Consider the following 18,130-nt stretch of genomic DNA (forward strand, 5'->3'; position numbering starts at 1 on the left):
GTGGGTAGCTATGCCGGCGATGGATGGCGAGGGCATGCGGCTGCTCAATGACCGCTACCGGCTGGAGCAGCGGATCGCTGTCGGTGGGGTCTCCGAGGTGTGGCGCGGCCACGACGAAACGCTAGGCCGGCCGGTCGCCGTCAAGATCATCGCTTCGGGTTCGCCCGACGACGTGGTGACCGAGGCCCGCTCCGGTGCCGCGCTGGCCCACCCCAACATCGCCGAGGTGTTCGACATCGGCGTCTGGCGGGCGTTCCGCTACATCGTGATGGAGTATGCCGAAGGCGAGACCCTGGCCCAGCACCTGCGCGCGGGCCCACTCGACTGGCGCATCGCGACCCGCGTCTGCGCCGAGGTCGGCGCCGCACTGGCCGCGGCACACCTGACCGGCCTGGTCCACCGCGACGTCAAGCCGGCGAACGTGGTGCTGACCCCCTACGGTGCCAAGGTCCTCGACTTCGGCATCTCGATCATGGCCGGCAGCCACGACCGGCTGCCCGACGGTTCGATCCTGGGCACGCCGGCTTTCATGCCCCCGGAACGCTTCCGCGGCCTCCCGGCCGCTCCGGCCAGCGACGTCTACGCCCTGGGCGTCCTGCTGTTCCTCTGCCTCACCGGCCGGCTGCCGTTCACGCCGCGGTCCGGACCCGACAACCGGATCGCCCCGCCCACGGCCGAGCCGCCCCTCCTGCCCCCGATCAAGGACCTGCCGGCGGAGGTCGCCGAGGTCTGCCTCTCCAGCCTGAGCCCGGACCCGGAGACCCGCCCCAGCAGCTTCGCCGCCGCGGTGCTGCTGGCCGCCGCCGTCGACGCCCGGGTGCAACTGCCGCCGGTAGCACCGCCGCCGCCGGTGGTTAAACCGGAAGACGAGGTGTCGCCCTGGACCCGCGCCGCGGCCGAGGCAGCCACGGGCGTGGCGCCCGAACCCAACGGCGTCGGCCGGCACCGCGCCTGACCTGGCGATCGTTTCGGCTTGAGCCGTGCGGTGGCTGAGGTGGCGAGCTGGGGCGACGTCGTCGTGCGGGGGCTTAGGTGGCGACCCGGAGCGACATCGTCGGCCGGCACCGCGCCAGGCCGGGCGGTCGTATCGGCTCGGACCGGTTGCGGGGGCTGAGGCGGTGAGCCGGCGTGACGTCGTCGGCCGGCACCCGGGTGGCCGCTCGGCTATATCGGTTGGTGACTTGCGCGCGGTTGGCCCAGGATGGGCTGGTGTCCGATCAAGGCGTCACCACTGCCCGCCTGACATTGCGGGAGCCGAGGTCGGAAGACCTGCCCGACCTGTTCGCGCTCTATTCCGATCCACAGGTGTGGGCGCCCGACCCGGTGAGCCGGCAGGACACGATCGCCCAGACCGAGACCATGCTCGCCAACTGGCGGGCCGCCTGGGCGCGCGACGGCCTCGGCATCTGGGCCTGCCACCTCGCCGACGGCACGTTCGTCGGGATCGGTGGCTGCTTCGTCCGCTACGGCGTGGCCTGGAACCTCGCCTTCCGGCTGGTCCCGCGGTTCTGGGGCCAGGGCTTCGCGCAGGAGATCTCCCGCGCGGCGCTGGCCGCGGCGCGTGAGCTGCGGGCGGACCTGCCGGTGACCGCCTACCTGGTGGAGAGCAACGACCGGTCCCGCCGGTCGATCGAGCGCCTCGGCCTCGAGCTGGTCTGGCGCGGTCCCGACGCCGGCAACCCCGACACCTCGGCCGTGCGGCTGCTCTTCAGCGATCGGCCGCTGTCCGCGGCAAGCACGCGGGCGCTGGCCGGCTGAGGCTCATTCCCGCCGGAACACCACGACCAGCACCCGCAACACCAGGACGACGGCGACGATGAGCAGGCCGTAGCCGAGCAGTGGAAAGAGGCCGACCGTGGTGCCGACCCGGGGTCCGTCGCCGGCGCCGAGCAGCACCACCGCTACCACCCCCGCCGCCGATCCGATGACCGTCAGCAGCGCCCGGTGCAGCAGGTCGGTGACCAGCCGGCGGTCCTGGTCGTCGGCGAAGAGCCTGACGTTGACCCGCAGCCGCCCGTGTTCGAGCGCGTCGCCGATCCGGTCGATCCGCCGCGGCAACCGGCGCAGCACCGGCAGCAGCTCCGCCAACTCGTCTTCCAGCGACCCGCGCAGCCGCTCCGGACCGAGCGCCTCGGCGATCCGCCGGCTGCCGACCGCGCGGGCGTGCGCGACCAGGTCGAAGCCGGGCCGGACCAGGCCGAGCGTGCCCTCGAGCGTGGCGAACGCCCGGAACACGGCGGCGACGGCCGGCGGCACCCGCAGCCCGTAGGACGTGAAGGTGCGCAGCAGCGCCGGTACCGCCGCCGCGCCGGCGGTGCTGCCGGGCCCGGCGAAGCGCACGAGCAGGGCACCGATCGCACGCTGCAGCTCGCGCTCGTCGATCTCCTCCGGGCGGTCGACGACCTGCAGCAGGGCGTCGCTGACGGCGACGGAGTCGCCGCGCCCCAGCGCGCCGAGCAGTTGGCCGATGCCGGCCCGGGTCGCCGCGTCGAGCCGACCGACCGAGCCGAGGTCGAGCACGCTGAGGCGGCCGTCGTCGCTCACCAGCACGTTGCCCGGATGCAGGTCCACGTGGAAGATCCCGTGCACCAGCACCTGGTCGAGCATCGTGTCGACCAGGCCCGCCGCGATCTCGGCCCGCCGGTCGTCGCCGAGCCGGTCGAGGGCGGCGGTGGCGGCGCGCAGGGGAGTGCCGTCCATCCGTTCCATCACCAGCACCCGCTCGGAGCTCAGATCGGGGTGCGGCGCCGGCACGCGGACGCCCCGGTTCGGCGAGGTGGCCAGGGCCGCCGCCATCGCCTGGAGGTTGTCGCGCTCCACGGTGAAGTCGATCTCCTCCCGCAGCGCCGCCGCGAAACCCTCGGCCAGTGCGCGCAGCCCCAGCGGACGCCCCCACGACGTGCGTTCCTCGAGCGTGCCCGTCAGCCGGAGCAGGATGTCGACGTCGCGCTCGACCACGGCGGCGATGCCGGGCCGGCGGACCTTGACCACGACCTCGGTGCCGTCGGCCAGCCGGGCGGCATGCACCTGCGCCACCGACGCGGCGGCGAGCGGCTGCCGGTCGAAGGCGGCGAACGCCTCTTCGACCGGCCGGCCGAAGTCGTCGGCGAGCACGGCGGCCACCTCGTCCCACGGCACCGGCGCCGCCTGGTCCTGCAGTGCGGTCAGCTCGTCGGCGATCTCGGCCGGCAGCAGGTCCCGCCGGGTCGACAGGAGCTGGCCGAGCTTGACGAACGTGACGCCGCCCTCATCGAGCGCCGCCCGCAGCGAACGGCCGAGCCGCCGGCGCGCGGCGGCCGACGAAGGCCCGGGCGCCGGCCGGCCACGCAGAAAGCGGCCGAGGCCGTGGCGCAGCGCGATGCGCACGATCGCGGCGTACCGGCGGCTGCGGGCGATCCGCCGGCGCGTGCCGTGCCACAGCTCGAACGGGCCGGGCATCGAGCCGGTCGGCAGCAGCACTTCGAGGACCACCAGCGCCGCCATCGCCAGCAGGGCCGACACGACGATCGACAGGATGCCGAAGAGCAGCACCTCGCCGCCGCTGACGCTGCGCGGGTCCGGTGGCGCGAGCGCACCAAGAATCGGGGCGGCGACGAAGAGGGCCAGCACGCCGGCCAGCAGGGTACGCACGACGCCGACGCGGACACCCAGCAGGCGCCGGATGACCGCGGCGAACAGCAGCACCGTCACGACCATCGTGGGCACGAACAGCAACACGGCGATCGTGGTTTCCACGAACGAGGACGATATCGGGATCCCCGAACGTACGTACGCCCGCGAAAACGTCAGACCGGTGCCGCGGTGCTGCCGCGGACGACGAGGTGCGTCGCCAGCTCGATCCGGGTCGACTCCAGGCGCTCGCCGTTGACGATCCGCAGCAGGGTGCGCGCGGCGGCCACGCCCATCTCGTGCAGCGGCTGCCGCACCGTCGTCATCGGCGGCGCCGTCCACTCGGCGAAGTTGAGGTCGTCGAAGCCGACCACGCTGACGTCGCCCGGGATGGTCAGGCCCGCCCTGCGCACCGCCTCGTAGACGCCGGTCGCCTGCTGGTCACTGCCCGCGAAGATGGCCGTCGGTCGTGCCGGCAGGGCCAACAGCGCCTGGGCACCGCGCAGGCCGCCCTCGTGCATGAAGTTGCCGTAACGGACCAACTGTCGGTCGGCGGGCAGGCCGGCCGACTCCAGCGCGGCCCGGTAGCCGGCGATCCGGGCCCGGGTGCACTGCAACCGCTCCGGGCCCCCGATCGCCCCGATCCGCCGGTGGCCGAGCGTGATCAGGTGCTCGGCCGCCACATAGCCGCCGGCGAAGTTGGTCGCCCCGATCGAGGCCACGTCGGGCGGTGGCTGGCTGACCCCGTCGACCACCACGATGGGCAACCCGCGACGGTCGAGGTCGGCGCGTTGCCGCTCGGTCAACTCCGACAGCACCAGGATCGCGCCCTGTGAACCCCGGGCGAGCGCCGACTCGACCCAGCGCCGGGTCAACGACTGTCGGTTGTGGACTGTGGAGACGACCAGGGCGTGGCCGGCGGCCTCCAGCACCTCCTCGACCCCGGAGAGGATTTCCAGGCCCCAGACGCTGTCGAGGTCGTTGATCACCAGGTCGACGAGGTCGCTGTGGCGGCCGGACCGGCGCACCGCGCGCGGGCGGCGGTAGCCGCGTTCGGCCAGCAACCGCTCGACCCGGCTGCGGGTCGCGGCCGACACGTCGGTGTGTCCGTTGAGCACTTTGGACACCGTGGAGATCGCGACGTTGGCCTCCTTGGCGATCTCCGCCATGGTGGGCCGGCCGGTGGCTGCCATAGTTTCGAAAACCTTCGATACGAGGGGCTGTGTCGGGCACCGTACACCCCTTGTCGGCAGACCGAAACAGCTCTCGAAACTCAAGGCCCGGCGGGGCGCTCCGGGGTGTCGCCGAGCGCGGTCAGCAGGGTGCGCAGCAGGTCGGCCAGTTGCTTCTGCTCGCGCGGCCCGAGTGCGCCGATCAGCCGGGACTCGTTGGCGACGTGATCGGCCATCGCCTGGTCGACGAGGTCGTGACCGGCGCCGGTCAGGGTGATCAGGACGCTGCGCCGGTTGGCCGGATCGGTTTCCCTGCTGACCAGGCCGCGGGCGACCAGGCGGTCGATCCGGTTGGTGATGGCGCCCGAGGTGATCATCGAGGAAGCGGCGAGGTCGCCCGCGGTCAGCCGGTAGGGCGGCCCGGAGCGCAGCAGCGTGGCCAGGATGTCGAACTCCCAGAGCTGCAGGTCGCGTGCCGCGAAGTGGTCGCTCAGCCGCCGTTCCAGCAACCGCGACGCGCGCTGGACGCGGCCGACCACACCCATCGGGCTCGCGTCGAGGTCGGGGCGCTCGGCCCGCCACTGGTCGAGCAACCGGTCGACGTTGTCGGCCATCTCACTCCTCAACGTTGAACTGTTTGACATGAAGATAGCACGCGTGCTTCTCTCTCAACGTCAAAACGTTCAACGTTGAGAGGTCCCGGTGCTGAGGAGTCGATGGTCGGTCACCGGCCTCACCGCGGTCGCGCCCGTGACATGGGGAACCACCTACCTGGTGACGACGCAGTGGTTGCCGCCGGACCGCCCGCTGTTGTCCGGTGTCCTGCGCGCCCTGCCGGCCGGCCTGCTCGCCCTCGCGATCACCCGGCACCTTCCGCACGGTGTCTGGTGGTGGCGCGCGGCCGTCCTCGGCACGCTCAACATCGGGGCGTTCTTCGTGTTGCTGTTCGTCGCCGCGTACCGGCTCCCGGGTGGCGTCGCGGCCACCCTCGCGGCGGCACAACCGCTCGTCGTCGCGGCCCTCGCCCTGCCTCTGCTGGACGAGCGCCCGACCCGGTGGCGGCTCGGCTGCGGCCTGCTGGGCATGCTCGGCATCGCCCTGATGGTCCTGCGTGGACGGATCGGCTTCGACCCGGTGGGCCTCGCCGCCGGCCTCGGCGGCACCACGGTCATGGCCGCCGGCACCGTGCTCGCCAAGCGGTGGGGCCGCCCGGCCGGTGTCGGCCCGGCCGCGTTCGCCGGCTGGCAGCTCACCGCGGGCGGGTTGCTGATCGCGCCGGCCGCGCTGCTCGTCGAGGGCCCGCTACCCAGCCTCGACGGGGCGGCGCTGGCCGGCTACGCGTGGCTGTCGCTCGTCGGGACCGGCCTGGCCTACACGCTGTGGTTCGCCGGGCTGGGCCGGCTCCCGGTCGCCGCCCTGTCGTTCCTTCCCCTGCTGTCACCGGCCGTCGCCGCACTGCTCGGCTGGCTGGCACTCGGGCAGACGCTGACCGGCACCCAGTTCGCCGGCTTCGGCCTGGCCATGATCGCCGTCTGGACCGCCCAATACCCGAGAAAGAGCTGACCACGATGCACATCACCGTTTTCGGTGCCGCCGGCGCCGCCGGCAGCCGGATCGTCGCCGAAGCGCTGCGCCGGGGCCACCGCACCACGGCCGTCGTCCGCGACCCGGCCCGTTTCGCCGACCTACCCGCGGCGGCGACCCACCGGGTCGGCGACGCCGCCGACATCCGCAGCGTGAGCGCACTGAGCGCCGGCCAGGACGTCGTGGTCGCCGCGACCCGTCCGGCGCCGGGCCAGGAACACGAGTTGGCCGTCGTGGCGAGCACGCTCCTGGCCGGGCTCGCCGGCACGGGCGCCCGCCTGGTCGCCGTCGGTGGGGCGGGCAGCCTGACGGTTCCCGGCAGCGACGGCACCCTCGCGGTCGACGACCCGGTGCACGTCCCGCCGGCCTGGCGCGACATCGCCCTCGCCGGCAACGAGCAACTCGCCACCTTCCGCGCGAACGCCGACGTGGACTGGACCTACCTCAGTCCGCCCGCGCTGCTCGAGCCCGGATCCCGAACAGGGCGCTACCGGTCGGGCACCGATGCCCTGCTGCTCGACGCCGCCGGCGTATCCGCGATCTCCATCGAGGACCTGGCCGTGGCCCTGCTGGACGAGATCGAGCGGCCCCGGCACCGGCGCACGCGGTTCACGGTCGCGGCGGCTCCCGCCTGAGCAGGCTCAGGGCCCGGCGGCGGCCGGCGCCGGCTCCGGTTCGCTGCGCGGTGCCACGGTCGACTTGCGCGCGGCGACCGCCAGGATCACGGCGATCACCGCGAGGGCAATCCCGAACACCGTCCAGTGCGCGACCTCGCCGCTGCTGGCGAACAGCGCGATCACCGCGACGCCGAGGCCGCCGACCGCGACCACCAGGAAGGCGGCGAAGACCAACATCATGATCAGCCGGGTACGCAGCCGCTTGGCCAGACTCGTCGGGTCCTGCGCCAAGCCGTGCCAGAACGCGCCCCGCAACGGGCCGGTCAACCAGCGGGCCGCCCGGTTGCCCAGCGTCAACCCGTCGGGCTCGGCGACCGCGACCATCGCCTCCAGGGTCCGCTGCGCGCCGGTGCGCATCCGGGGCGACGGCGCCGCCGGGTCGCAGGCGTCCAACCGGCCGTGGGTGAGCAGTCGGGTCACCACGCCGGCGAGTTGCACCGCCGTCGTCCGGCCCAGGTCCGAGCGCAGGAACGAGCGGACCAGTTCGCGGTCGTCGCCGGCCACCCGCTGGTGCGCCGCGGCCAGCCGGGCCAGCAGCGCGGCCCCGCCGAGCCCGCCGTAGAAGCGGTCGGCCTCGTCGGCGAGGACCGCCCGCTGCACCGACTCGATCTCGCGGCCGACGTCGGGCCGGTCGTCGAGCACCAGCCGGGTGAGGTGGGCGGCGGCGTCGAGCCGACCCCAGAGCCAGTCGTGCTGTCGGGCGCCCTCGGCCGCGAACGCGCCGAAGTGCCCGACCCGGGTGCCGAACAGCTTGCGGTCGCCGGCGCCGGCGTACTGGCCGAGTTCGCGCAGCGGGCTGTCGACGTCGGGCCCGATCCGGACGAAGTCGAAGGGCGGCGTGTGTACGCGCACCGACGGCACGGCGAACGCCCGCGCCAGCACCTCCGCGGCCAGCGCGCGCTCCACGACGGCCTCGGCGTCGCCGTAGCTCTCCGCCGCGGCGCGGACGATGACCAGCAGGTGCTCGCGGACCCGCAGGTCGACGAAGACGGCGTTGAGCAGCGTGGCCAACTCGGTGTCCGGCGCCGAGGCGGACAGCCGGCCGGCGTCGGCCCGCTCGACGACGGCACCGGAGACCGCCTCCTCGATCGCGAGGATCCGGTTGAGCGCCGTGCTGAGCCCGACGGCCACGTTCGTCGGGTTGGCGAACGTCGGCCCGCCGGGCACGCCGTTGAGCTGGTCGCGCACCTCCCGCAGCATCGCCGTGACGACCTGCTGGGCCGCCGAGATGCCCCATGTCCACAACGGACCGTCCAGCGCGTTGCGCAACCCGGCGCCGGCCGGCGGCAGCCACAGGTTGTCGGTCTGGAGGAGCCCGTCGGCGTCGATCCGCGCCTGCCCGCCGAGGTCGGTGGCCAGCGGCCGGCGGCGCAGCACCCGGCGGACCCGCCAGACACCGTCGACCACCCGGGCCCGCCGGTACTCCGGCACCAGTTCGGCCGCCGTGGCCCGCAGCCGGGGGCCGTCGCCGCCGCGCAGCCGTTCGAAGAGGCGGGCGGCGGGCGACTCCGCGGCCACCGAGAGCCGGTCGTCGAGTTCGTCGACGTCGCTGCGGAAGTCGACCTCGCGGGGCAGGCTCAGTGAACCGGAGATGACCGCGTGCAGCGGCGGGCTGAGCCGGGCGACGTCGTTGGCCGGCACCCCGCCGCCGGCCGCCCGGTGACCGGAACTCGGCACCACGTAGGCCAGGATCCGCCGGTAGGGCCCGGTGACCGGGCGGTGGGCCATCTCCTCGACCACGGGGCCGAACGGAGCGTTGTCGAGCACGCCGCCGTCGACGAGGAACGTCGGGTGCTCGGCGTCGCGGGCTGCGGGCTGCACGCGTACCCCCGCGTCGAGAAGGGGTTGCTCGTATTCCGGCGCGAAGGCGCCGGGGAAGCAGGCGGACGCCCGGGCGGCGGTGACCAGCGCCCGGGTCTGGCGGAAGTCGTTGCGGCACTCCTCGCGCGGCCCGCCGTCGCGGTGGTGCACCTGCCGCGCGCCGTCGGCGACGAACCGGTAGAGGCGGCGGTGGTCTTCGTAATCGAACCGCTGGCCGAGCGCATCGGTGCCGCGCGGCTGCTGGCCGCCCGTCGCGGTCGCGGTGACGAAGAGGGTGACCGGCGTTGCCGGGCGCGGCGCGTCACCGGCGATCGGCGCGATGGCGTCGCCGACCGTCCTGGTGAAGTAGCGGCCGTCGAGCAGGCTGAGCGGGTTGTCGTCGGTCTCGTTGAGCAGCTTGCCGCTGGTCAGCGCGGCGTCGTCGAGCCAGAGCGAACGGAGCCCGTCGGGCAGCGGCTTGCCGGCGGCCACGGCCGAGGCCAGGAGGGTGCCGTTGAGACCGCCGGCGCTCGTACCCGCGATGATGTCGACCGTCACCGTCGCGTTGGCGTCGCCGCACAGGTCGCGCCAGGGCCCCTCTTTGCGGCGCAGCCGGTCGATCTCGTGGGTGACCCCCGCCATCCAGACGGCCAGGCTCACACCGCCGTTGAAGACCAGCGCCAAGCGCAGCTCGGTGGGGTGGGTGGTGGTCGACATTGCCGCTCCCGCTGAGTGTGCCCACGGACTAATCGGGCATTCTTCGCAGAAGTGTACGGGTCGTCAGCCCAGCAGCTCGTCGGGATAGCACCAGCGCCAGGACTCGCCGACCTCGGCCGACTGGATCACCGGATGCCCCGTCGCGTGCGCGTGCTTGGTCGCGTGCCGCGGCTGTGACGAGTCACAGCAGGCGACGTGCCCGCAGGTCAGGCAGACCCGCAGGTGCACGACGGGCTCCTCGGTGGGCAGGTGGTCTTCGCAGGCCGTCGGCCGGCCGACGTCGCGCGCCGGAGCGGCGGCGAGGTGCTCGCACAGCTCCGGCTCGTAGATCGGCAACTGCCCGGACCGGACCAGCTGGCGAAACAGTCGTAAGGGCTTATCGTGCCGTTCGTCGTCGGGCTCGTCGGACCCGCCACGACGGCGCCTCAGCATGGTGTCGCTCCCACAAGGTCAACGTACCGCGCCGGCCCGTCACTCGGCGTTCTGCGCCAACTCGCGCGCGGCGCGTTCGAGCCGCGCGGCGAACGCCGCCGGGTCGACCAGGTGGGCCACCAGCAGCACGGCGTGCCGGGCGGAGACGTCGGCCCTGACCGGCCGCTCGTCGGGGTCGGTCTCGAGCACGCCGAGCGCGCCGGCGAGCAGCATCAGCACCACCTGCGGGTCGACCGCGTCCACCCATTCGGTGGCCTGCTTCACAACACCGGCCAGCGTGTCACGCACGTCGTCGCTGTCGAGCCCGTCGGGATGCCCTTCCTCGAGCGCCTGCCGCACGACGGTGCCGAGCAGCAACCCCACCTGCGCCACGTCGAACCCGGCCAACCGCCCGACCGCGGCCTCGAACGCCGCACGATCCCGCGCGCCCGCCGCGTCGACCGCGTCGACTGCGGCATCGGCGATCGGCCGCGCCACCGCCGGAACCTCACTCCACCGCCCCACGCCTGGACAGTACCGGGCGTTGATCAGCGGGCCGGGCGGCGACCTCAGGCCGGGGTGAAGATCAAGGTGACGTTCTGGCCGCCGAAGCCGAAGGAGTTGCTCAGGACCGGGCCTGGGCGGGTCTTGCGGGTTTCGCCGGCCACCACGTCGAGCGTCACGTCCTTGTCCTTCTCCTCCAGGTTGAGGGTCCGGGGGATCACGCCCTCGGTGGCGGACAGCAGCGCGACCACGCCCTCGACCGCGCCGGCCGCGCCGACCAGGTGGCCGATGCTCGATTTCGGAGCCGTGAGGACCGCGTCGGGGCCGAGCGCCGCCAGGATGGCCGCCGACTCGCCGACGTCGCCGACCACCGTGGACGTGGCATGGCAGTTCACGTGGACGATGTCGGCCGGGGTCAGGTCGGCGTCGGCCAGGGCCTTGCGGATCGCGCGGATCTGGCCCGCGCCGGTCGGGTCGGGACCGGTGATGTGGTAGGCGTCGGCTGTGATGCCGAAACCGGCCAGGCGGCCCAGCACCCGGGCGCCGCGGGCGGCGGCGAAGTCGGCGCGTTCCAGGATCATCGCGGCCGAGCCCTCGCCCAGGACGAAGCCGTCGCGGGCCGTGTCGAACGGGCGGGACGCGGCCTCGGGGTCGTCGTTGCGCCGGCTCAGCGTGCGGGCCTGCGCGAAGCCGGCGATGGTCAGCGGGGTGATCGCCGCCTCGGTGCCGCCGGCGATGACCACGTCGGCCTCGCCGTCGCGGATCAGCCTGGCGCCCAGCGCCAGCGCCTCGGCGCCCGACGCGCACGCCGAGACCGGTGTGAAGACGCCGGCCTTGCCGCCGTATTCGATGCTGATCCAGGCCGCCGGGCCGTTGGGCATCAGCATCGGGACCGTCAGCGGCGAGACCTTGCCCGGGCCGCGGTCTTCGATCACGTCGTCCTGGTCGAGCAGGGTGTTGACGCCGCCGATCCCGGTGCCCATCGCGACCGCCAGGCGCTCGGGCTCGACCTCGGGGGTGCCGGCCGCGGCCCAGGCCTCGCGGGCGGCCACGAAGGCCGCCTGCTCGGCGCGGTCCATCCGGCGGGCCTGCACCCGGGTCAGGGCCTCGGCAGGTGAGACCGCCATCGGTGCGGCGATCTTCGTGGGCAGGTCGTCGGCGAAGGCGAACGCGGCGAAGCGGTCGTCGATGCGGCGGACGCCCGAGCGGCCGGCGAGCATGCCCTGCCACAGGGCGTCGACGTCCCCGCCGAGTGGGGTGGTGGCGCCGAGGCCGGTGATGACGACTTCGGCTGGGGTGGTGGACATGCCATAGTTGTATCGCATACAACTTAGAGATGTCCACCGCACAGCCGCCCAGGCTCCGCGGGCGGCGCACCCGGGCGCTGCTCCTCGACGCCGCCGTCGACCTGTTCGCCGCGCGCGGCTTCGACGGCGTCAACGTGGCCGATATCGCGGCCGCCGCCAAGGCGCACCCGAACCAGGTCACCTACTACTTCGGGTCGAAGGACGCGCTGTTCGTACACGCGGCGTTCCTGATGTTGCTCCGGGACGCGGCCCGGCTCGAGCCGATCGGCCGGCGCCAGCGCACCCCCGCCGCGTTCCGGGCCGCGCTGTCGCGCACCGCGCTGGCGCTGCCGTCGGTGCCGGCGGTGGTCGAGGCGATGTCGATCACCCGCCGGCGGCCGGAGCTGAGGGCGCTGGCCGAGCAGAACCTCACGGTGCTGTTCCGCCAGGCCGAGCACTATCTGACCGGGATCCTGGACCGTCGCGGCTGGGCCATCGACCGGCCGGCCGAGGTGGAGACCCGCACGTTCTGGAGCGCGGTCCTCGGCGCCCGGCTGATCGCCGAGTCCGGCTATCCGGGCACCTCGGCCGACGTCGACGTGGCCGGCGTGCTGACCGTCCACGACGGACGGACCCGGCGCGCCGAGGAGGCCGCGCCGGGTCCGGAAGGCGAGCGTCAGCCCTTGCGGGGCCGGTCGTAGAGGTAGCGCGCCCAGAGGAAGCCGGCGCCGGCGAGCACCACGCACCATCCGATCGACCACCAGGCGGCGTCGCCGATGCCCGAGCCCATCAGCAGGCCGCGCAGGGTCTCGATGATCGGCGTGTAGGGCTGGTGCTCGGCGAACCAGGCCACCCCGGCCGGCATCGACCCGGTCGGCAGGAACGCGCTGGAGATCAGCGGCAGGAACTGCAGGATCAGCGAGAGGCTGTTGGCGCCGGCGACCGTCTTCGTCGCCAGGCCGAACGAGACCGCCAGCCAGGTCAGCGCGAACGTCAGCATCGCGAAGACGCCGAGCGCGGCCAGGTATTCGACCGGGGTGGCCGACGGCCGGAAACCCAGGGCCAGGGCGACGAGCACGACCAGGATGACGCTGAGCAAGGTACGGATGAGGCTGCCGATCACCTGCCCGGTGAGCACCGACATCCGGGCGATCGACATCGTGCGCAACCGGGAGATGATGCCTTCCGTCATGTCCTGGTTGATTTTGATCGCGGTCGCCGCCGTGCCGGTGCCGGCGGCCATCAGGATGATGCCCGGCGTCACGTAGTCGATGTAGCGGCCAGCGCCGGCCGGCAGGAAGTCGGCGCCGAGCGCGTCGCCGAACACGCCGACGAACAGCAGCAGGAAGATCACGGCGGTGCCGATGCCGCTGACGGTCATCATCGGGAACCGCATCGCGTGCTTGAGGTCCCGCCGGAACATCGTCACCGAGTCGAGCATCGTGGTGGTCATCGGGCACCGTCCTTGGTGTATTCGCGCGCGGCGGGTGCGCTGGCGGTCAGGGCGAGGAAGACGTCGTCGAGGTCCGGGGTGTGCACCGAGAGCCCGTCCGGCTCGACCCGTTCGCGGGTCAGGCGGTCGAGCAGGGTGCGCAGCGTGGCCACCCCGCCGTCGCCGGGCACGTCGAGGGTCAGCGCGTCGTCGTCACGGGTGCCGTCGGCGAACCGGGCGGCCGCGTGGTCGAGGCCCTGCGGATCACTGAATTGCAGGCGTACGTGGCCGCCCGGCACCAGCCGCTTGAGCTCGGCCGGGGTGCCCTCGGCGACCAGCACGCCGCCGTTGAGCAGGGCGATCCGGTCGGCGAGGCGATCGGCCTCGTCGAGGGTCTGCGTGGTCAGGAAGATCGTGGTGCCGCCGGCGACCAGGTCGCGGATGCTCTCCCACATGGTGTGCCGGCTGCGCGGGTCGAGGCCCGTGGTCGGCTCGTCGAGGAAGATCACCTTCGGCCGGCCGACCAGCGTCATGGCCAGGTCGAGCCGGCGCCGCATGCCACCGGAGTAGGTGACGGCCATCCGCTTGGCCGCGTCGACCAGGTCGAAGCGTTCGAGCAGTTCGGCGACCCGCCGCCGGCCGGCGGCCTTGCCCAGGTGCAGCAGGTCGGCCATCAGTTGCAGGTTCTCCACGCCGGTGAGCAGGTTGTCCACGGCCGAGAACTGGCCCGTGACCCCGATCGAACGGCGTACGCCGTCGGGGTCCCGGGCCAGGTCGTGTCCGGCCACGGTGACCTGTCCCGCGTCCGGGGCCTGCAGGGTGGTGAGGATCTCGACGGTGGTGGTCTTGCCGGCGCCGTTGGGACCGAGCAGGGAGAACACGGTTCCTTCGGCGACGCGCAGGTCGATGCCGTCGAGCACGGTGTGCTTGCCGTACGCCTTGCGCAGGCCGGACACCTCGATCGCGGTCATGATGATCCTTTCAAGGGCAGCGCTGGTAGCCATGACAGCAGTGCTGCCGCGGCTGGGGCGGGGTGGAACGGGGTGGGGCGGGGCCGTCAGGCCCGGTGGATCACGATGTCGCCGAAGTAGGTGCGGGCGCGCACCTCGACCTTCTCGTCTCCCTCGACCGGGCCGGACGCCCCGCCGAGGCTGTTGCGCACGCTGCCGTTCTTGACGTCGAGGTCGAGCCAGGCGGCGGTGCCGGCCGGGATGCCCACCTCGAGCGAGCCGGCGGCGGTCTCCAGCGAGACCCGGCCGCGCACCGCCTCCAGCACCCGCAGGCTGCCGCAGGCGGTCTTCAGGGTGGCGCCGCCGCGCGCCTGATCGACGGCGATGTCGCCGTTGGCCGAGTTGGCCCGCAGCGCGCCGCCGGCCTCGCCGACCCAGGTCTCGCCGCTGGAGTTCTTCAGCGTCGCGACGCCCTCGACCGCCCCGACGTGCACGCGGCCGGTGCCGGTCGTGACCTCGGCGTCGCCGCTCACCCGGGCGACCGTGATGTCGCCGGCGCCGGTGGTGAGCCGCGCCGGGCCGGTCTGACCCAGCCGGATCTCGCCGAAACCGGTCTTGTAGCGGGTGTCGCCGAGCAAGCCCTCGGCGTGCAGGTCACCGGCGCCGTTGTCGCCGTCGAGCCGGGAGCCCGCGGGCACCGCGATCTCGACCTCGACCCGGCCGTTCTTGGCGCCCAGCCACCGGCTGAAGTTCCTGGGGGTGCGCACCTTGAGTTGGCCGTCGGCGAAGTCGACCTGGGTCTCGTCGGCCAGCTTGGCCGAACTGGCCGACGCGCTGCCCGGCCGGACCTCGACCTCGGTCGTGTCGCGGTCGCTCGCGGTGATGCGCACGTGCCCGCACAGCAGGCTGAGGCTGATGTCGATCGGGCCGGGGGTGTTGAACGTGGGCATGGTGGTCTCCTCGTTTCGCGAGTCGGAGCGGGTCAGCGCACCCAGCCGGTGAACCGCTGGCTTCCGTCGATGCCGATGTGGGTGCTGGCGGTGCGCTGCTGCTGGTCGGTGTCGAGGGCGGCGGCGGCCGCGCGGACGAGCCAGGTGTTGACCGAGACGTGGCCCCGGCCGGCGGCCGCTTCGACGCGGGCCTTGAGGTCGTCGGGGAGGCGCAGGTTGATCCGGGCGGACGTGGCGCCGGCGGTCAGCGTGTCGTCGACCGGTGCGGCCGCCGGCGGCGCCACGGTTGGTGCCGTCGTGGTGCCATCTGGCATCACCGAGACCACGAACTGCGGGTCGCGGCCGCGCAGGCGCACGTCGACGGAGCCGGGTGCCAACTCGCGGGTGATCTCGTCGGCGGCGGCCGAGAGTGCCTCCAGCAGGGCCAGCCGGATGGCCGACTCCAGTGGGGCGGTGAGCCGCTCGGCGAGGGCGCGGGCCTCGTCGCCGCCGGCCTCGGCGGCGACGGCGAGCTCGTCGCGGAGCTTGTCGACGTAGGGCGTCAGGTCCATGGCAGTACTATGACACCACGATGGCACCATGCGCAAGGGCGCATGGTGCCATCGGTCTCGAAAGCCGTCAGTAGCTGGGCAGACTGATTGCGTTCGCCGCCCGGTTGATCGGCTCGACCACCTTGGCCAGCATCCGTTCCTTGCCCGGCAGCCGATTGACCACCGCGAGCATCCGCATCGACACCCGGACCCGGCTGCGGCTGCGCAGCACCATGTGCTTGATGTTGGCCGGGCCGAGGTGCTGGTTGGCGGCGACGAAGGGGCGCATCCGCTCCTCGTAGCGGCGCGGGCCCTCGTCGAGGCCGGCCGCGGCCATCTCGCCGGCCAACACGTAGGCGCCGACCAGCGCGAGGCTGGTGCCCTGGCCGGAGGCGGGGGAGGCGCAGTAGGCGGCGTCGCCGATCAGCGTCACCCGGCCGCGCGACCAGCTGTCGAGCCGCACCTGGCTGATCGTGTCGAAGTAGAGGTCGGGTGCGTCGCCGAGCGCGGCGAGCAGCTTCGGCACCTCCCAACCCTCGGTCGCGTAGGCCGCGCGCAGGAACGCCCGCTGCGCGTCGAGGCCCCGGGGCCGCTCGCCGCCCGGATCGGCGAACAGGAACATCGCCTTGGCGTCGGCCTGGCCGGCGGTGCTGTAGACCAGGGCGGTGCGCCCGGCGCCGACATAGGTCAGCTCCTCGCGGTCGAGGCCCAGGTGGTTGGGCACCGAGCAGATCGCGATGTAGTGGCCGAGGTCGTGCACCCCGGCATCGCCGAACGCGAGCGCGCGGGTGCGCGAGCGCAGCCCGTCAGCGCCGACCACCAGGTCGTAGGACCCGCGCTCGCCGCTGTCGAAGACCACCTCGCTGCCGAGCGAGGCGATGGCGTCGCCGAAGCGGTAGGCGACCCGGTCGGCCGTCAGCTCGTAGAGCATCGTGGCCAGGTCGCCCCGGAGCAGTTCGGCGTCGTCGTGCACCCGGCCGCCGAAGGTGTCGGCGTCCATGCTGGCCACCCGGCGCCCGGTGGCGTCGACGACCGAGCCGGTGCGCACCCCGGTGCGGGCCGCGCGGACCCGCTCGAGCAGGCCCATCCGCTCGACCACGGCGAGGGCCGCACCCCGGATGTCGACCTTGTAGCCGCCGTCGCGCACGCCCGCGGCGCGCTCGACCACCGTCACCTCGGCGCCGTGCTCGGTCAACCACCAGGCCAGCGCCATGCCGGCGATGCCGGCTCCCGAAACGAGGACCTTCGCGTGCTCGATGCGTGTCATGCTGCGATGGTACGCACGTCTTAGACGATTGTGCAAGACGAATGTTCGTCAGCGGCTGACCGTGTTGCGTGCGAGGCTCGCGGGTAGTACCGGGGGAGTTTCCACACTGGAGGTGGTGGCGATGGCGCGCCCGATCTGGACCGGCGTGATCAGCTTCGGACTGGTAGCGGTGCCGGTCCGGATGTATTCGGCGACCCGCGAGCACGAGGTCTCCTTCCACCAGTTCGAGAAGGGCACCAGCGACCGGATCCGTTACCAGCGGGTCAACGAGCGCACCGGGAAAGAGGTCGACTACGCCGACATCGTCAAGGGCGCCGACGTCGGCGGCGGGCAGTACGTGATCCTCGACCAGGACGAGCTCGACGCGGTCGCACCGGGCCGGTCCCGCAGCCTGGAGATCCACGCCTTCGTCGACCTCGACGAGATCGACCCGATCTACTACCAGAAGGCCTACTACCTCGGCCCCGGCGGCGAGGAGTCGAGCCGCACCTACGCGCTGTTGCGCGACGCGATGGCCGACGCCGGCCGGGCCGCGATCGGCACGCTGGTCATGCGGGGCAAGGAATACCTGACCGCGATCCGCGCCGACGGCGACGTCCTGGTGCTGCTGACGATGTTCTTCGCCGACGAGGTGCGCGATCCGGACGACGTCGGCGACGTGCCGGGCAAGATCAAGCTCAAGCCGGCCGAGCTGAGCATGGCGGGGCAGCTCCTCGACTCGATGACCGGGTCGTGGAAGCCGAGTGAATACCGCGACACCTATACCGATCGGGTCAAGGAGCTGATCGAGGCGAAGAAGTCCGGCGAGGAGCTCACCGAGACCGCCGCCGCGCCCGAGGCGACCGGAGTCAGCGACCTGATGGAGGTGCTCCGCCGCAGCGTCGAGGAGGCCAGTTCCCGCCGGAGCGGCCGGGCGGACAAGGCGCCGGCCAAGGAGGCGCCGGCCAAGAAGGCGGGGGCCAATCAGGCCGCCGCGAAGAAGGCACCCGCCAAGAAGGCGGGGGCCGATCAGGGCGCCGCGAAGAAGGCACCGGCCAAGAAGACCGCCGCGAAGAAGGCAGCCGCCAAGCAGGCCGCCGCGAAGAAGGCACCCGCCAGGAAGACCGCCGCGAAGAAGGCGCCGGCCAGGAAGACGGCGACCGGCAAGACGGCCGCCAAGAAGGCCTCGACCTCGGCGAAGAAGACCGGCACGGCCAGGAAGGCGGCGGCGAAGAAGGCCGGCCGGCGGGCCGCCTAGGGTT

17 protein-coding genes and 1 pseudogene are annotated in these 18,130 nt (G+C 73.1%); 6 read left to right on the forward strand and 12 right to left on the reverse strand.

Translation table 11 applies throughout. The features are described 5' to 3' along the window. The first annotated feature begins 10 nt into the window (after nt 1–10). Together AB0J74_RS22685 and AB0J74_RS22690 are read left to right on the forward strand one after the other, a co-directional pair. On the forward strand, nt 11–955 hold the full coding sequence (locus tag AB0J74_RS22685; protein WP_363450988.1) for a serine/threonine-protein kinase: 945 nt from the start codon (nt 11–13) through the stop codon (nt 953–955). Between the two features lie 254 nt (nt 956–1,209). Then, nucleotides 1,210–1,758, forward strand: coding sequence for a GNAT family N-acetyltransferase (locus AB0J74_RS22690; RefSeq protein ID WP_363450990.1), 549 nt, complete (start codon nt 1,210–1,212; stop codon nt 1,756–1,758). A gap of 3 nt (nt 1,759–1,761) precedes the next feature. Here the strand turns inward: AB0J74_RS22690 and AB0J74_RS22695 are convergent, their stop codons facing one another. The 3 genes from AB0J74_RS22695 to AB0J74_RS22705 all read right to left on the reverse strand — a co-directional run bounded on the left by AB0J74_RS22695 (nt 1,762) and on the right by AB0J74_RS22705 (nt 5,395). Then, nucleotides 1,762–3,735: an AarF/UbiB family protein gene (locus AB0J74_RS22695; protein WP_363450992.1), complete on the reverse strand. Its 1,974-nt coding sequence runs from the start codon at nt 3,733–3,735 to the stop codon at nt 1,762–1,764. A gap of 50 nt (nt 3,736–3,785) precedes the next feature. Continuing rightward, nucleotides 3,786–4,802, reverse strand: coding sequence for a LacI family DNA-binding transcriptional regulator (locus tag AB0J74_RS22700; protein WP_363450994.1), 1,017 nt, complete (start codon nt 4,800–4,802; stop codon nt 3,786–3,788). An 80-nt stretch (nt 4,803–4,882) separates the two neighbouring features. Further along, nucleotides 4,883–5,395 carry a MarR family winged helix-turn-helix transcriptional regulator gene (locus AB0J74_RS22705; RefSeq protein WP_363450996.1) on the reverse strand — a complete coding sequence of 171 codons (513 nt, stop codon included), beginning with the start codon at nt 5,393–5,395 and terminating at the stop codon, nt 4,883–4,885. 88 nt (nt 5,396–5,483) lie between these two features. Between AB0J74_RS22705 and AB0J74_RS22710 the strand changes: the two genes are divergently transcribed. Both AB0J74_RS22710 and AB0J74_RS22715 read left to right on the forward strand, forming a co-directional pair. Next, nucleotides 5,484–6,344 carry an EamA family transporter gene (locus AB0J74_RS22710; protein WP_363450998.1) on the forward strand — a complete coding sequence of 287 codons (861 nt, stop codon included), beginning with the start codon at nt 5,484–5,486 and terminating at the stop codon, nt 6,342–6,344. Nucleotides 6,345–6,349: 5 nt separating this feature from the next. Continuing rightward, nucleotides 6,350–7,000: an NAD(P)H-binding protein gene (locus AB0J74_RS22715; RefSeq protein ID WP_363451000.1), complete on the forward strand. Its 651-nt coding sequence runs from the start codon at nt 6,350–6,352 to the stop codon at nt 6,998–7,000. Between the two features lie 6 nt (nt 7,001–7,006). Here the strand turns inward: AB0J74_RS22715 and AB0J74_RS22720 are convergent, their stop codons facing one another. From AB0J74_RS22720 to AB0J74_RS22735, 4 genes and pseudogenes are all read right to left on the reverse strand, one after another. Further along, a complete protein-coding gene (locus AB0J74_RS22720) occupies nt 7,007–9,559 on the reverse strand; it encodes a DUF3376 domain-containing protein (RefSeq protein ID WP_363451002.1) in 2,553 nt (850 codons plus the stop codon). A gap of 63 nt (nt 9,560–9,622) precedes the next feature. After that, a pseudogene (locus tag AB0J74_RS22725) lies at nt 9,623–9,787 on the reverse strand (UBP-type zinc finger domain-containing protein); the annotation flags it as partial. Nucleotides 9,788–10,030: 243 nt separating this feature from the next. Then, nucleotides 10,031–10,468, reverse strand: coding sequence for a hypothetical protein (locus tag AB0J74_RS22730; protein ID WP_363451004.1), 438 nt, complete (start codon nt 10,466–10,468; stop codon nt 10,031–10,033). 71 nt (nt 10,469–10,539) lie between these two features. Then, nucleotides 10,540–11,781, reverse strand: a complete 1,242-nt coding sequence (locus AB0J74_RS22735; protein ID WP_363451006.1) for a beta-ketoacyl-[acyl-carrier-protein] synthase family protein — start codon at nt 11,779–11,781, stop codon at nt 10,540–10,542. Between the two features lie 29 nt (nt 11,782–11,810). Here AB0J74_RS22735 and AB0J74_RS22740 point away from each other — a divergent pair, with 29 nt between their 5' ends. Then, nucleotides 11,811–12,461, forward strand: a complete 651-nt coding sequence (locus AB0J74_RS22740) for a TetR/AcrR family transcriptional regulator C-terminal domain-containing protein (RefSeq protein WP_363451008.1) — start codon at nt 11,811–11,813, stop codon at nt 12,459–12,461. Here the strand turns inward: AB0J74_RS22740 and AB0J74_RS22745 are convergent. The 5 genes from AB0J74_RS22745 to AB0J74_RS22765 all read right to left on the reverse strand — a co-directional run bounded on the left by AB0J74_RS22745 (nt 12,437) and on the right by AB0J74_RS22765 (nt 16,889). Next, nucleotides 12,437–13,213, reverse strand: a complete 777-nt coding sequence (locus AB0J74_RS22745) for an ABC transporter permease (protein ID WP_363451010.1) — start codon at nt 13,211–13,213, stop codon at nt 12,437–12,439. The genes AB0J74_RS22740 and AB0J74_RS22745 overlap by 25 nt on opposite strands. Then, nucleotides 13,210–14,163 carry an ATP-binding cassette domain-containing protein gene (locus tag AB0J74_RS22750; RefSeq protein ID WP_363451012.1) on the reverse strand — a complete coding sequence of 318 codons (954 nt, stop codon included), beginning with the start codon at nt 14,161–14,163 and terminating at the stop codon, nt 13,210–13,212. The genes AB0J74_RS22745 and AB0J74_RS22750 overlap by 4 nt, the downstream gene beginning before the upstream one ends. Before the next feature lie 86 nt (nt 14,164–14,249). After that, nucleotides 14,250–15,092 (reverse strand): DUF4097 family beta strand repeat-containing protein, encoded by an 843-nt coding sequence (locus AB0J74_RS22755; protein WP_363451014.1) that lies wholly within the window; start codon nt 15,090–15,092, stop codon nt 14,250–14,252. Between the two features lie 32 nt (nt 15,093–15,124). After that, nucleotides 15,125–15,643 carry a toxin-antitoxin system HicB family antitoxin gene (locus AB0J74_RS22760; RefSeq protein ID WP_363451016.1) on the reverse strand — a complete coding sequence of 173 codons (519 nt, stop codon included), beginning with the start codon at nt 15,641–15,643 and terminating at the stop codon, nt 15,125–15,127. A 67-nt stretch (nt 15,644–15,710) separates the two neighbouring features. Further along, nucleotides 15,711–16,889, reverse strand: a complete 1,179-nt coding sequence (locus AB0J74_RS22765; RefSeq protein WP_363451018.1) for an FAD-dependent monooxygenase — start codon at nt 16,887–16,889, stop codon at nt 15,711–15,713. 121 nt (nt 16,890–17,010) lie between these two features. On the opposite strand from AB0J74_RS22765, the gene AB0J74_RS22770 reads away from it, so the two are divergent. Further along, nucleotides 17,011–18,126 (forward strand): Ku protein, encoded by a 1,116-nt coding sequence (locus tag AB0J74_RS22770; RefSeq protein WP_363451020.1) that lies wholly within the window; start codon nt 17,011–17,013, stop codon nt 18,124–18,126. The last annotated feature ends 4 nt before the right edge of the window (nt 18,127–18,130 follow it).

Origin of the sequence: Asanoa sp. NPDC049573 (genome assembly GCF_040676615.1) — a bacterium.
In the GTDB taxonomy this organism is placed as follows: Bacteria; Actinomycetota; Actinomycetes; order Mycobacteriales; family Micromonosporaceae; genus Asanoa.